A 14,937-nucleotide genomic window follows, 5' to 3' on the forward strand; every position below is an offset into this window, starting at 1 on the left:
AGACTTCGTCCAGGTGCCACTGCCATTGCGGTGACTGCCTCATTCTTTCCAAACGGCGCCTGCGGATCTTGTGCGCGCCATGCTGGGGGCTTCCCTGGAGCCGGACGCCGAAGAATGGGCGATCCACAATTATAAAGGGTTCGCAAGCGCACGCCTATTAGAGTCGCTCCCCTAAGGTAATTTGCGATGTTGAGCTTCGAGAAGGTGACCTTAGCTGTCGCCAACCTTTTCTTCGGAACCAGCGCCCTGCTTGATAAGCAGCATGACATTCGCGTGCGTTTCTGCCGTAAGCGGATGTCCACGAATGATGAATGCCACGCCCAAACCGAGAACCGCAGGCACGAATATGTAGAGTGCCTGGAGCGCACCAAGTGCCGAATCTGAGCTTTGCTCGGTCGTGGAAAAATTGAATAGGCCCAGGATGAGAAATGTGAGTCCCGGCGCGAGGGCGAGCCCAATCTTGTTTGTACCTGAAAAGAGCGCGGAAAGAACACCCGTCTGATCCTGCCCGGACCTCAACAGCTCCTCGTCCCCAGCATCTGCCATCATTGAACGCAGAAGGAGGGGCCCAGCAGAGAGTGTCAACCCGGCTAAAAACAGCATGAAGCACATCAATGACATAGTGGCAGGCGTGAACTGGATGAGGATAAGCGAAAGGGCATAGAAGAAGAATGCATAGGACGCCGCGAAATGCTTACCGATCTTGTCAGTCAGAAAGGTCCATATCGGCGTACCACATAGTGATCCGCACAAATTGAGAAACAGAAGCACGACTATATCGAGCTGGGCAAACCCCTTGAAGAATCCAAAGTAGAAGAAGAACAGGGCGCTGTTCATTCCCATTGCGAGACCGATCAAGAGATCCGTGATCAGCAATCGCGCAATTGTCGGTCGCACCATGAGCCGCAGGTAGTCTGATATCCGTGCAGTCTTTTTATCGCTAGCCGCAGGCGGCTCGCCCATTGAAATAACTGCCGTGACAACCGAAACAAGCAACAGTCCAGCTATCAGAAATCCCATCGCGGCAATGCCTGCTGCGTGGGAATGCTTGAGCCACCCCTCGACGATGATCGGTGTGCCCAAGACACTGATCGAGCCGAGTAGGGCGGCGCCTTGCCAGAAAGCAAATATACGCGACCGCTCGTTATAGTCTGTTGAAAGGGACATGCCCCACGAAAGATGCGAGAGATAGCAGACCGAATAGGCCCCGTAGGCCACAGCCAGCCACAGGGTGAGATACATATTAGACGGGGTTCCCAGCGGTGAAAAAAGCATCACGGCCGCAACCGCCATTGGCGGCGCACCGGCGACGAGCCACGGACGAAATCGGCCCCAACGGGTACGGTTTCGATCCATGGCCGCACCAATCAGAGGGTCAAGACCAATATCGGCCAATCGTACAATGAGGAAAATGGTACCGACAACGCTGAGTGAGAGCCCTGCCTCGGTTGCATAATATGCTGGCAGATATGCGACGAGCGGGATCCCGATGGCCGAAATCGGGACGGCAGGAAATGCATAGGCGGCGAGACGCCATGACGGATAAATTCGCCCTTTGGTCCTCATCATTATTCTTCCGTCATCCGGCATTTGGGTCATCTCCAATTGAAGGGGGTGTGGTGCTTTCCAGCTCGGCTGGTCCCACGAAGCGGTCCTTAAGCCCTATGCCCGTCAGGCGCCCACCGCGTGCGGCTTCTGCTAGCCAGGCGATGTTGGCTGCGCCGATCTGCGGGTGAAGTCCCCCAGGATGGCGTATATTAGAAACGCAATTGCGCTCGCTGTCCGAGCGCCCCACGAGCGGCGCCCATGTCAGGTAGGCACCGACGCTGTCTGCGGCGCTGAGGCCGGGCCTTTCACCGATCAGGACAATGACGAGATCCGCCCCAAAGCGGGAGCCTATGTCGTCGCCAATTGCGACGCGCGCCTGCTCCGCAATGACGATGGGTGCTATTTTCCAGTCGCTCATGTGCGCGCGAAGCGCGTGAACGATTTCCGGAGCGTGCCGCTGAACTGCGGTTGCAGATAGTCCATCTGCAACAACAATAACTGCCTCGAACGCGTCGCCCGCAATGACGGCATCGCTGGCCAATCGGCGCCCCAATCCGGGGTCCATCAGATAAGCTATGCGGTCAGGCGCTGCGCTGTGCGTCACGATGGTATCGCTGCCGAGGGCATTTGCCAGGGCGGCCGTATCGAGACGCGAATGCACCGCGTCGCGGGCCTGGGCGAATGCAATCTGGAATTCCAGCATTACGCGCGTGGAAATCCCTTGACCCGAGCGCATCAAGCCGATGCGGGCGGATGTAATGCTGCGCCATCTCTCGAAAATATCCTGAGCTGGCGTTTTGTTATCGTCCATCCGGCAGCCTCCCGATCAGCTCGTTAACGAGGTTCTGGTTGGAATGCCGGGCGATGCGGCCATCCGGTCCCATCAATGCGCGGTCAAAGAGCCATGTCTCAAATTCAGGCGCGGGCTTCAAAGATAGGACGTCGCGCACATACAGCGCGTCATGAAAACTTGTGCTCTGATAGTTGAGCATAATATCGTCAGCACCTGGCACACCCATGACGAAGTGAACGCCAGCAACGGCGAGAACCGTCAGGAGCGTATCCATGTCATCCTGATCGGCGGAGGCATGGTTTGTGTAGCAAACATCCACGCCCATCGGCAGGCCAAGCAGCTTACCGCAGAAATGATCTTCAAGTGCGGCGCGCGTTATCTGCTTGCCGTCAAAGAGATATTCGGGGCCGATGAAACCAACAACCGTGTTCACAAGAAAAGGATTGAAGCGGCGTGCCACGGCATAGGCACGCGCTTCCAGTGTTTGCTGGTCGACGCCATGATGCGCATCCGCCGACAGCGCCGACCCCTGCCCCGTTTCGAAATACATCACGGTGTCAGACGAAGGATTGCGCCTAAGCGAGAGAGTCGCCTCTTGCGCCTCTGCGAGGATGTTCAGATCAATGCCAAAGCCGCGGTTGGCAGCTTGGGTCCCAGCGATTGACTGGAATGTCAGGTCAACGGGCGCCCCCGATTCAACAAGCTCCATCGTGTTGGTGACGTGCGTCAGCACGCAGCTCTGAGTCGGTATCTCCAGCGCAACGCGGAACTCATCAATCAGCCTCAGAAGCTCGCCTGCGCGCGCCGTGCTGTCGGAGGCTGGGTTAACCCCAATGACCGCGTCGCCGCTCCCCAGCAGAAGCCCGTCCAACATCGAGGCTGCAATCCCTTCCGGACTGTCGGTGGGGTGATTTGGCTGCAACCGGGTGGACAGCCTGCCGGGTAAACCGACTGTCGTCCTGAAGGTCTTCACGACCTCTATCTTGCGGGCAACGGCGATCAGGTCCTGATTCCGCATGAGCTTGCTGACGGCCGCAGCCATTTCGGGCATCAATGCCGAGCAGGTTGAGGTGATAAGCTCGCCTGACGTGCCATTATCTAGCAGCCAGTTACGAAATTCGCCGACTGTCAGATGGGAAATCGGGGCGAACGCCTGCGCATCGAACCCGTCCACGATGAGCCGCGTAACTTCATCATCCTCATAAGGAATGACCATGTCTTCGCGGAAAACCTGCAAGGGCATGTCCGCGAGCACAAGGCGCGCCGCCACGCGTTCGATATCGCTGGTAGCAGCAAGCCCCGCCAGGCGGTCTCCCGACCGGTCAGGGCTTGCTGCCGAAAGGACAGCGCGCACATTCGCAAAGCGATATCTGGTTCCGCTGATATCCGTCGAGTATGCGGGCATGTCGATAGGCCTCCGTTGCGATCAGTAGTTCCAGCTTACTTCCACGCCGTAGGTGCGAGGATCACCATATTTTCCGAAGAGGGTCGTAAACGCGTCAGGAGACGTTCCAAGGTCGTACTCTTCGTCAAATAGGTTCTTGGCGTAGAGCGACACATCCCAGTCACCGGACGGTGACGTCCAACCGATCTTGCCGTTCACGAGTGTATAGGCGTCCTGATGGAACTGTTCCTCATTCGAGGAATCTGAATATTGATCGCCGTGATATGCCACGTTCATCCGTACGAATGCCTCAGCACCATTTGAAAGCGGTTTTGTGTAATCCACCGTTGCCGCCGCTGTCAGCTCAGGCGCGAACTCAAGTTGGTTGCCGGAATAGTCGACGCCGATTCCGCCACCATCCTTGAATTCGCTATACTCGGCGTGGAGCCATGCACCGCTGAGCCCGATAACCAGATTGTCGACCGGTGCCCAGGACAGCTCCAGCTCCGGCCCGTATGTTTCGACCTGGCCGGCATTGTTCAACACAAGTTCGATGCTAGGTGGGCTGACGTTTTCCGCAATCCGGAACTGGCTGACCTGGTAGTCTGAATACTTGGCGTAGAAGACATCGGCGCTAAGCGTCAGTCGTCCGTCGAGCCGGGCCAGTTTTGAGCCAATCTCGAAACTGTCCACCGTCTCCTTGGCAAGACTCAGATCGCCCTCAAGCTGGGATGTATTGAGATAGTCGGCGTTGAACCCGCCGGACTTCACGCCGCGCGAATATTTCGTATACACGGTCGTATCTGGTGTCGGCTGCCACGTGAGGCCGATACTTGGTGAGAACGAGGTCTCATTGAAGTCACGCACATAGTCGGACACGACGGCAATATTCGTGATCGGAGGACCGAGGTCCGACGACTGGTTGAACGTCAGTTCCTTGGTCTCGTAATTGACCCGCCCCCCGAGATTGAGTGTGAGTTCATCGGTCAGCGCGTAGTCGAGAGCTGTGAATATGGCGAAGCTCGAGTTGTCGACGGACGGGTTGGTATTAATCACCGAATAGGCCGGAATGCCTAGCAGCGGGGCTTGGGCAGCATATGTGATTGACCGGTCATTCTCACCCTTGGTGTTCATGTAATAGAGACCGGCAACATAAGTGAGGCGACCGACGTCGCCGTTAAGCCGGAATTCCTGGCTTAGCGTCTCATAGTTGTCGACATAGTTGAGGAAGCCAAACCCGGCGCTGCCATGGTCGACATCGACATCCCATTTGCGCGCGGCGTTGCGATAGCCTGTCGTCGAAGTCAGCGTCGCACCCGACATCTCGTAGCCCACGGTGAGCGCCAGGCCCCAGTTCTCGTTGACGTCCTTTTCCGGATAGTCGTCATCGACAATAAATGGCTTGTCTGCAGGCGGGTTCGGAGTGCCGCCCGTATTGAAGGTGTCGCTACGCGCCTCGCCGTTCACCTTATGCGAAAGTTGCTTGGCATAGTCGGCCGAGAAATCAATTATCAGGTCTGACGTCGGCATATAGCGCAGCTGGGCGCGACCGGCAAAATCTTCCTGGTCGTCAGGATTAGTCCCCAGCGTGACGTTTTCCATAAATCCGTCTCGCGTGTGGTATGAGCCACCCACGCGAAGGAGAAGCTTTTCATCCACGATCGGGACATTGAGCATGCTGACAAGCTTGGTCTCGTTCTCGTTACCATAGGAGCCGATAACTTTGGCTTCCAGCTCGTTCGACGGTGCCTTGGTCACCAGGTTCACTGCGCCTGACACGGTGTTCTGGCCGTAGAGATAGCCCTGAGGGCCTCGCAGCACTTCAACGCGTTCCAGATTCACGAGGACTGCGTCGGCGGCCATCGGTTGGCCGATATAGACGCCATCGAGATAGATGCCTGTTCGCGTATCAAAGGCCACCGTACGACCACCGCCGCCTACGCCGCGCACATATACTGTTCGCACTGAGACGTTGTCGCTCACCTGGAAATTGGGAACCAGGTTCTGCAGGTCGCCGAGGTCGCCTACGCCATTTTCTTCGAGGGCGTCCCCCGTGAACGCGGTGATTGAAATGGGAACGTCGAGAAGGTTCTGTTCCCGCTTCTGGGCGGTGATGACAATATTGTTCAGTACATACTGGTCATCTTCTTCAGCGCCGTCCGATTGGGCAAAGGCGCCAGATGAAATCGCGAGCACACTGGCGGCGACCAGCAGTAGCGATTTCATGACCATATGGCGCGATCCGCCAGGGGCAGATCTTGAGTACATGCGTTTCTTCATAGCGTTCTCCAGAAAAGTTCGATTTGATACGTCGAGCTCCCAGAGCGCTTCCATCCCGATTTTTCTTATGCGTTCAGTATTCGTAGTATTTTTGGCAGCAATGCTTCGTCTCCCACGGCGAGGATGCGTCCGTCACCCGTCTCTTGAGGCGTATTGCCAGCCCAGTCGACGACAGCGCCGCCTGCGCCCTCGACAATCGGCTGTATGGCCGCCCAGTCCCATACCTTGAGGTCGCCTTCTGCGACGATATCGACTTGCCCGAGTGATAGCAGTCCGTAGGCGTAGCAATCACCACCCCATGATACGCGCCGCACCGAATCAGAGAGATTCTGCCAATTGGAAAAGTCGGCCGATGCGATCATGTCCGGCGCGGTGCAGGACATTTCTGCTTGCGACAGCAGGGCGACCTTGCGGGTGCCGACCTCGCCGCCGAGGGAACCCGTATATTGCGTCGGCCGCCCCTTGAGACCGATCCAACGCTCGCCCGTGATCGGCTGATCGATTATGCCGAGCACCGGAACGCCTTCGTCCATGAGGGCAATCAGCGTTCCGAAAATAGGACGTCCGGTGATGAATGAACGGGTCCCGTCTATTGGATCGAGTACCCACCGCAGGGAGGCACCCGGCCTGTCCAGGCCATATTCCTCGCCGAGAATACCGAAGTCGGGATAAAGGGAGGCCAGCACTGTTCGCATTTCAAGTTCGGCGCGCTTGTCAGCGATCGTGACGGGACTTCCGTCTGTTTTTGCGGATGCGACCAGCTTTGAACGGAAGAGCGGCTTGATGATGGCACGCGCGGCATCCGCCGCCTGCTCAGCTGCGTGAACGAGTTCGCTGGCATAGGAATCCGTGAGCCAGGCGCGCTGGGTGTCGCTTAGTACCGGCATAGCGCTGCCTCCCATTCCTCACTCTGTATGAGGGAGCGCGCCACTCCAAACAATTGGCCCGAATAGGCAAGGTAATCAAATTCGATTCGGGAATACTGGGTCTGAAGCAAGGCCCACATACCCCATGAAACGGCGAGCGCGCCACCATACATGACTAGCTTGGCCCGTTCGGTTTCCGGAACATCACCGAAATATTCCTCAAGAATATCGACCTCTCCAGGCGGCAGCATGCTGGACAGCGCGATCATCGCAAGGTCCCAGGTCCGGTCATTGTTGGAGGCATATTCCCAATCGACGATTCGGACGTTCTTGTTCGCATCAATCATGAAGTTCGGCGCATAACTGTCATTGTGGCAGACAGAGAGAGAGATGCCCGCGCGCAGCGCGGCGTCTTCGGCCTTTTGGCAAGCCTCAAGCAGATCGTGAATGTCTTCAGGAAGGGCAATGCCTTCGGCATCAACCAGCGCCTTGCGCTGCCTGAGTTGATCGAAACCTGTACGTGTCAGCGGCAGAGGCGCAAGAGCATGCATCTTACGATAGGCCGACAGCACGTTCTTACGGACCAGTGGGTCGACGAGATCTTCCGCCGCGCAATTGCGAAAGCCCTCGAGAAATTCATATACCTCGGCGCCGGGATCGGAAAAACTCGCGATGAGCCGTGGACCGACACCGATCTGGCCGGCGCGCTCTGACGCGATCAGCGCCGACTCGCGGTCGATCATTCGACTCGTGTTCTCGCCATACACCTTGACGAAATACTTGCTGTCGCTCGTCTCGACCAGCCAGTTCACATTCGTGATGCCGATTGCGATCTTGCTGTATCGGGGGGCCAGGCCCGCAATAGGTTCGAACAATTGCATGACACGCTCGATACGCTGCTCAGCAAATGTTTCAGCTTCGCCCAAAGTCCTGAAATCTACATTCGTGCCCGTCAAACGTTTACCCGCCTCGTGCTTGATCCATCTGCCTCGACCTGCCGTCAATCCGTCATCAAACGACCTGTCAGATGGAAGTTATGCACGCAACAACCATCAAGTCCACACGAATCTTCAAAAAACCACATATTTACAACTTTGCGGTTTGCGTATTTATGTGGATGCTGAAATCAGGAGACCATAATGACGTATTCGCTTCACACATTGAGCGCCACCGAGCTTCTCGCCGGTTACAAAACCAAGGCTTTCTCCCCGGTCGAAGTCATGCAGGACCTCCTTGAACGCGCGAGTAAGGTAAACCCTGCGCTCAATGCGCTTGTTTTCATAAACGAAGAAGACGCACGTAAATCTGCGGCGCAATCTGAAGCGCGATGGCTGCGCGGCGAGCCCATGGGCAAGCTCGACGGCGTTCCGGTCACGATCAAGGACAGCATTGCAGTCAATGGCATGCCGATGCTTCGGGGCAATAAGGCCAATGCCGGCAATCCTCCGAGCCAGTATGATTCGCCACCGGCCATGCGTGTGCGCGAAGCAGGCGGCATCATGTATGCCAAGACCACAATGCCTGATTTCGGTCTTCTGGTTTCAGGCGTCAGCAGCGCCTACGGCATAACTCGCAACCCCTGGAACACCGCATTAAACCCCGGCGGATCGACTGCAGGTGGCGCCGCTGCCGCTGCCGCGCTTTGCGGCCCTCTTGCAGTCGGTTCGGACATAGGCGGATCCGTGCGGTTCCCGGCTGCCATGTGCGGCCTTGTCGGCCTCAAGCCTACCCAGGGCCGCATTCCCCACCTGCCGCCCAGCCCAGTCCGCTCCGCAGGGCCGCTCGCGCGCACGGCGGAAGACGCCGGCCTCCTGCTTGACGTCCTCTCAGGATATGATGGGCGCGACTATGACGCCCTGCCACCCACGAACGAAGTGTTTTCCGGCTTGTCTGCGAAACCCATGAAGGGCGTTCGTATCCTTCTCGTCCTGGAGGGCGACACCGGACACCTACCGGAGCCTGCTGTGGCCGCGGCGGTTCGCAAGGCCGCCAAGACATTCGAGGCGGCCGGCGCCATTGTCGATGAAGCACCGTCTGTGGTTGGTGGCGATTTCATGGAGATCGTGAGCATACCGCTTTTGCTCCGTGGGCTCGCCGAATTCCTCAAGCTTTCAGACTCAGCGCTTGAAAAGACCCCGTCCTATTTTGTTGAAAGCTTCACGAAGGCCAAGGAGCTCGGTGCCGACAAGATCGCCCTTGCCTTCGACTCGATCGAAGCTGTAAAAACCCGGGTCCTCAATCAGATGGTTGGCTACGACTTCCTGATCTCGCCCGTTTCCGGCATGAGCGGATTCCCAGCCGAGGCCACGCGGCCATCCGTTTCCGAGTCCACACCCATCTACACACCTGTCTGGAACCAGACCGGAAATCCCGCGACATCCATATGCTGTGGTTTTGACAGTTCCAACGGAATGCCAATCGGCCTGCAAATCGTCGGCCACAGATTTGATGACCTCGGTGTGTTGCAGCTTTCGCGCGCCTATGAGGACATTCGCGGCTTCGAGATGAACTGGCCAACGCCTGTCTGAGAAGCAACGCCCAGCTATGCGTTCGTACGTATCACGCGCTTCAGACCGGCCTGTGTGAAAGCCGCCGTATCGACTGCATCAGTGACGAGGATATCGATGCTGGCGCATTCGCGCACGATTGCCCGGCTGACAATTCCACATTTGCTGGCATCGGCGATAACCACTGAGACCTGCGCCTGTTCGAGCATCTGTCCTGCGAGTTCCGCCTCGCCGAGATCGTAGTAGCTCACGCCTATATCGGCATCGATGCCCACCGGCGAAATGAAGGCAATGTCGGCATGGAAATTCCGCAATTGCCGCAGCGCGATCTCGCCGAACGTTGCGGGCACTTCGGAAACCATGACTCCACCAAGAAGTACAATGTCCACTGAAGAACTGGCATTTCGCAAAGACAGCGCAAGATCAATGGAATTGGTGATAATCGAGACATTCCCTAGATCGGCAATATACTCAGCCATGAGGGAGGTCGTTGATCCGGCGTCCACGAAATAGCTGCCGCCCGCCTGCATGAGCGAAGCTGCCGCCTGCGCCAGCCCTCGCTTTTCCGCAACGCGCGACATCTTACGTTCCTGGAATGGCGATTCTGCGGATGGTTCCTTAAACAGCGCGCCGCCATGCGTTCGCTTGATAAGCCCTTGGTTCTCCAGGATTTTCAGGTCGCGCCTTATCGTTTCGCGCGACACGGAAAATTTGCGCGTCAATTCTTCGGATTCAACCCGCTGTCGCTCCTTCAGCAGGGTCATAATCTTGGTGTGACGCTCTTCAGCCCACATGTTCGGGATACTCCGCAAAATCGGCTATATACCTCATATGAAACACAAAGTTATGTATTTTTGTGTAATAAAGTGGCATTAACAGCCTTCAATGCCCTGTTGAATGTGGTGTCAGCCTCAAACGAAACCGCCTCCAATATTCGTGGACGAACGGCCGCCCTGCTCTTTGCCGGCAACTTTAGTAGAGAAGCTTCAGATCAGTGGCCCATAAGATGGAGGCTGGACAACGCGACGCCCCCGAAATCACCTCCTCAACCCGGGTTCCGCTGACAATGCATCTGACATTGTGCGTACAGGGGGCACCATTCTGGGCCGATTTTACAGCTCGGGGCGCCAAAATGGCGCCAACAAAATCATCGTTATTACAAGGCGCAAGGCGCGAAGTTCGCTTTATCCTGCCTAACAGGCACTCTCTACCCGCTACCTCAGAGTGGCTTCTTGATAATCTAGAATGCTCAGCTCGAATGCATTTTGAAGCACACTTTCAACTTCGTCATATTTGTCCTTATGCACGCTCAAACTGATCAATCCGTCGATGCCAGTTCCTTCTATGCTACACCCCATACGATTCAGCGTCTTTCGCAAGGAATCCTCAGCATCGCGGTCAAAAAAGATGATCCTAATAGTGCAGTTTTCTGATGGCTCGACAACTGACTCGAACGTTAATACGCCTTCGGTCTCAATGGCTTTTACGGCATCTCCGTCACTGACACCCATTGCAAAAAATGGAATATTATCAATCCGATAACGACCGCATCCAAGTGGGACTGCCCAAATAGCTTCTTGTTCTTCTGGAGGGAACCCATCTTCGTCTTGGGTAAGCTTGAAGACGACCTTAACGTGGGATGCAGGGGATCTGTTCAATCTCGTTTCCGTTTCAATACTCTAGTTTGGTAGCTTTTCGCTCTTTTCGATATTGCAAGCACGGCAGAGCACTTGGCCATTCTCTGGCGGGTGGTGTCAGAGAAACTCGAAACAGTCTCCGTTATTCGCGGACCAGCAGGTCCTAAACTACGAGAAGGTCACGCCATGCGCGAAGCGCGGTGTCCCCTATCTGTTTGAATCGAATTCTGGTGTTGATGCGCCTTCGAAATCAAAGTGATTGTACACTGACGAATGGATCGAAGCAAATTTCTGCAAACTTCGCATGCACCGAAAACGGGACATAGCGCGTTCTCTTCGTCGGAATGGCAAGTGTGAGTTTTCGGCGCGATTGTTCAGGTGTTGGCCAGTCTCCTGGCAAATGTCGATCCCTCGCTCGTGAAGCAGGTCTTCGACGTTGCGTAGTGACAGCGGGGAACGGACATACAGCATCACCGCAAGTTGGATAATCTCGGGTCATGTTTTGAAATAGCGAAACGGGTTCTGGCTCATTTACCAAGGCTAAACGCCCCTGCCCTACGCCTCAAGGTCGTTTGCCCTGACAATGCCCTCATGATTCTACACGTCTTCCTGGCGGCTCAGGCGTACTTTCGGACCAGTTCCAGCCAGTGGCGTCAGCGATCAACTCCTCAAAGTCGCACGCCGCAGTAACAATGCGCCCATTGTCTCGGAGACTCCTGACAAACACCGCGACTCCAGACTGGAAGTCAGGTAGTTCAGCTGCCCGCTCCAAAGTTCCCAACTCAACGTAATAGCGGGAGCATTGGATGAAATCGTACGGCATCCTCGCCCGCGAACTTGGGTCGAAGTCGTCGTTAGGATACACTGGGTACTCCACTCTGACATCTGCAAAAGCGCTGGCGGCCGCGTCGGCTAAAGCCAATTCGAGATCTCCCTCATCCTCGTCGGTATCGATATATAGTTTGCAATAATATGGGTCAGACATGGCGGCTCCTAAAATACAAATGCGAGCGGCGTTTGAGGGCCGTTGTCAAATGGGTGGTGTCAGACGAATTCGAACCAGTCTCCGTTTTTCGGAGACGAATGGATCGAAGCGAATTTCTGAAGACTTCGCGTTCGCCGGAAACGGGACATGGCGCGTCCTCTTCGTCGGAATGGCAAGTGTGAGTTTTCGGCGCGATTTTCAGGTGCCGGCCGGTCTCCTGACGCCTCTCGCTCCCGATCACTTTCATGGCTGCCCGATATGATGGGCATCTATCCGTCACCACGACATGCGGAATGCCGTAGCGTTTCATAGCTTTTCTTATAAATTTCAATGTGGAAGCCTTGTCCCGAGTTTTCGTGACGAAGGACTCCAGAACCTCACCGACGTGATCGACCGCTCACCACAGATAGTGAGTCTTCCCACGGATCTTTACGAACACCTCGTCCAAGTGCCACTGCCATTGCGGCGATTGTCTCATTCGTTCTGAACGGCGCTTGCGGATCTTATGCGCAAAGTAAGTCCCGAAACGATCAACCCAGTGCCGGTCCATTTCGTGGCAGATGCCGATGCCGCGTTCATGGAGCAGGTCTTCAACATTCCTCAATGACAGCGGAAATCGGGCATACATCATGACCGCAAGCTGGATGACCTCGGGCGAGGTTTTGAAGTAGCGGAACGGGTTGTTGGCCATTTTCCAAGGCTAAACGCCCCTGCCCTACGCCTCAAGCCCGTTTGCTCTGACAATGCCCCCGCAAGGAACTCGGATACACCTGATAGTGTAATGTCAGCAGAAATTCGCTTTGAGAGCGGATAGCCGTTCCTTGGGGAAGAAATCCATTGTTTCTGAAGTTTGAATCGTCTTTCTACAGTCTGATTTCAGCGGCCCTGCCCGTTTTTGCTGCGTGTGCGATAGCCTCGTTGATCTGATCCAGATCAAAAATCTGCGTCTTGTCCCCTCCAAGGGAAAGAAGGCCAGACCGGATCAGCTTGACCAGCATTGGGGGGGCTTCGGCCGAGTACATCCATGCTCCATGAATGGTCACGCAATTGCGCATGATCCAGGCGTAGGACAACTCAAGCCCAGGCCCGCCCTGCATATTGATTCCGCCCATAAGGATCACACGGCCGTAGGGACGCACAGTCATGATGGCGGCGCGAGCCTGTTCGGCTTTCGCCATGGGTGGCAAAATATCAAAAACACAGTCGACCGGGCCCGGCGCTGCAGCCATCATGTTGGCGCGGTCGATCTCTTCTTCGCCGCTAACTGTGACGGTGCGCACGCGTTGCCCGAAGCGTTCGCGCAACTTGTCAAGCTTGGCGCGATTGCGGCCGGTGGCGATAACGCAACCGGCACCCATAGCTAAGGCGACCGCAACAGCCGCGTTTCCAAATCCCCCCGTCGCCCCGCTGATCAAAACCGTTTCACCTGGTTGCAGGTTTCCGGATAGGAAACCTCCATAAGGCACCAGATAGGCGCCGAGCCCGCACCAAGCGCCGGCGTCGACCTCATCAATCGCGCCGATGGGGATAGCATTTTCGGTAGGTATACGGATTTGTTCAGCCCATGCCCCGTCATGGAAATACCTCTGCAGGCGAAGCCCGCCCTCTCCACGGGCGCTCAGACCCTGGAGAGTGATGTCAGGAACAAGTGAATCATCGCGGGATCGTACAGTTGAATCGCAATAGACCCAGTCACCTATCTTCAAGCGGGTCGCGTCCGCCCCGCAAGCACGGACGCGGCCTACCGCGCCCGGGCCGGGTACAATCGGTGTTTCCAGAAGATAGTTCCGCGTTCCGTCCAGAACTTCGTGCATATAGTTGAGCACGCGGGTAGCCACGACATCCACGATAACCTCGCCTGTACCCCCATTATGTACTGGGTCCGGGACAGTCTCGACGGTGATTGGTTCTCCAAATTCTTTCAGGATAGCGGCTCGCATTTACAGTCCTCCAGGCTAGTGCGCACCAGCCTTGCACAATGAGCGAGAGCGAAATAGACATAGTATTATCCTAGGATAAAACGATGCCACTTGCGGAGTTTGCGATGACGGATATGCCAAACCCTGAAATGCAAAGCAGGGAGCTGGGCCACTTTCTGAGATCGCGTCGGCAAAAACTGACACCTGAGGTGGTTGGGCTAACGGGCGGACAACGGCGCCGGACCAAGGGACTTCGCCGCGAGGAGGTTGCTGAACTCGCCGGAATAAGCACCGATTGGTATATACGTCTCGAACAGGGGCGGAATGTTCGGCCATCCGAGGCAACAATTGACGCATTGGCGAAAGCATTGCGCCTCAGCAAGGCGGAGCAAGCCCATATTAGGACATTAACACGCTCTGCCGCGTCCGGCATATTCGTTCGCGAAACGGTGCCGGATTCGTTGAAGCGAATAGTGGAAAGCCTAAATCAGCCGGCCTACATCACCGGGCGAAGATGGGACGTCCTGGTGTGGAATGACGCAGCTGCCGAGATCTTCAACTTTGATCGCGTGGCGGAGGAAGATCGCAACATTCTTCTATTGATGTTGACGAGCCGAGAAAGCCGTAAGCTCTTTGGTTCAGGGTGGGCAGGTGAGGCAAAGCGTATGGTGGCGCTGTTCCGTCTCACTTATGATCTTTGGTCCGGCGATCCGGCATTCTGTGATCTGCTGGATAAAATTCGCGAGGGATGTCCGGAGTTCTCTACGTGGTGGAAAGCTCACGACATTCACGAACTAGCAGCTGGCCAGAAACATCTTCAGCACCCCAAAAGAGGCACTTTGCAATTTGAGTATGCAACCTTTCAAGCCAATGATGATCCTGCGCTTAAGCTGACGGTATATTCGGCAGCAAATTAGAAGGGCAATGATTGTCTCAAGAGTGTGGCATGAGGCGCCGGATCCAGTTGAAAGGTGCTGTCAGACGAAGTCGAACCCGTCTCCATTATTCGCTTAAGACC

At 55.9% G+C, this 14,937-nt stretch carries 11 protein-coding genes and 3 pseudogenes; 2 read left to right on the forward strand and 12 right to left on the reverse strand.

Annotation, left to right across the window (positions count from 1 at the left end; all coding sequences use genetic code 11):
- Positions 1-210: 210 nt before the first annotated feature.
- The 6 genes from HY29_RS14160 to HY29_RS14185 all read right to left on the reverse strand — a co-directional run bounded on the left by HY29_RS14160 (position 211) and on the right by HY29_RS14185 (position 7,827).
- A complete protein-coding gene (locus HY29_RS14160; RefSeq protein WP_162176733.1) occupies positions 211-1,590 on the reverse strand; it encodes an MFS transporter in 1,380 nt (459 codons plus the stop codon).
- Positions 1,580-2,359, reverse strand: coding sequence for an ethanolamine ammonia-lyase subunit EutC (gene eutC / locus HY29_RS14165; RefSeq protein ID WP_034798089.1), 780 nt, complete (start codon positions 2,357-2,359; stop codon positions 1,580-1,582). Before eutC ends, HY29_RS14160 begins: the two co-directional genes overlap by 11 nt.
- On the reverse strand, positions 2,349-3,746 hold the full coding sequence (locus HY29_RS14170; protein WP_034798092.1) for an ethanolamine ammonia-lyase subunit EutB: 1,398 nt from the start codon (positions 3,744-3,746) through the stop codon (positions 2,349-2,351). Before HY29_RS14170 ends, eutC begins: the two co-directional genes overlap by 11 nt.
- 21 nt (positions 3,747-3,767) lie before the next feature.
- A complete protein-coding gene (locus tag HY29_RS14175; protein ID WP_162176734.1) occupies positions 3,768-6,005 on the reverse strand; it encodes a TonB-dependent receptor in 2,238 nt (745 codons plus the stop codon).
- Between the two features lie 65 nt (positions 6,006-6,070).
- Positions 6,071-6,892 carry an inositol monophosphatase family protein gene (locus tag HY29_RS14180; protein ID WP_034798095.1) on the reverse strand — a complete coding sequence of 274 codons (822 nt, stop codon included), beginning with the start codon at positions 6,890-6,892 and terminating at the stop codon, positions 6,071-6,073.
- The gene (locus HY29_RS14185) at positions 6,880-7,827 is read right to left on the reverse strand and encodes a phosphotransferase (RefSeq protein WP_155838354.1); all 948 of its coding nucleotides are present in this window, start codon (positions 7,825-7,827) and stop codon (positions 6,880-6,882) included. The genes HY29_RS14180 and HY29_RS14185 overlap by 13 nt, the downstream gene beginning before the upstream one ends.
- Positions 7,828-8,010: 183 nt before the next feature.
- Here HY29_RS14185 and HY29_RS14190 point away from each other — a divergent pair, with 183 nt between their 5' ends.
- Complete coding sequence (locus tag HY29_RS14190; RefSeq protein WP_034798097.1) at positions 8,011-9,399, forward strand: amidase; 1,389 nt, start codon at positions 8,011-8,013, stop codon at positions 9,397-9,399.
- A 14-nt stretch (positions 9,400-9,413) separates the two neighbouring features.
- Here the strand turns inward: HY29_RS14190 and HY29_RS14195 are convergent, their stop codons facing one another.
- The 6 genes and pseudogenes from HY29_RS14195 to HY29_RS14215 form a co-directional block, all read right to left on the reverse strand.
- Positions 9,414-10,172, reverse strand: a complete 759-nt coding sequence (locus tag HY29_RS14195) for a DeoR/GlpR family DNA-binding transcription regulator (protein ID WP_034798099.1) — start codon at positions 10,170-10,172, stop codon at positions 9,414-9,416.
- Between the two features lie 420 nt (positions 10,173-10,592).
- Positions 10,593-11,036: a DUF4265 domain-containing protein gene (locus HY29_RS14200; protein ID WP_034798101.1), complete on the reverse strand. Its 444-nt coding sequence runs from the start codon at positions 11,034-11,036 to the stop codon at positions 10,593-10,595.
- A gap of 142 nt (positions 11,037-11,178) precedes the next feature.
- A pseudogene (locus tag HY29_RS20005) lies at positions 11,179-11,393 on the reverse strand (IS6 family transposase); the annotation flags it as partial.
- Between the two features lie 9 nt (positions 11,394-11,402).
- Positions 11,403-11,504, reverse strand: a pseudogene (locus HY29_RS19915) (IS6 family transposase); the annotation flags it as partial.
- Positions 11,505-12,083: 579 nt separating this feature from the next.
- A pseudogene (locus HY29_RS19920) lies at positions 12,084-12,691 on the reverse strand (IS6 family transposase); the annotation flags it as partial.
- 172 nt (positions 12,692-12,863) lie between these two features.
- Entirely contained in the window at positions 12,864-13,940 is a 1,077-nt protein-coding gene (locus HY29_RS14215) for a quinone oxidoreductase family protein (protein ID WP_034798103.1), read from the reverse strand.
- A gap of 83 nt (positions 13,941-14,023) precedes the next feature.
- Here HY29_RS14215 and HY29_RS14220 point away from each other — a divergent pair, with 83 nt between their 5' ends.
- A complete protein-coding gene (locus HY29_RS14220) occupies positions 14,024-14,836 on the forward strand; it encodes a helix-turn-helix transcriptional regulator (protein WP_206741979.1) in 813 nt (270 codons plus the stop codon).
- The last annotated feature ends 101 nt before the right edge of the window (positions 14,837-14,937 follow it).

This window comes from Hyphomonas beringensis (assembly GCF_000682755.1).
GTDB lineage: Bacteria > Pseudomonadota > Alphaproteobacteria > Caulobacterales > Hyphomonadaceae > Hyphomonas > Hyphomonas beringensis.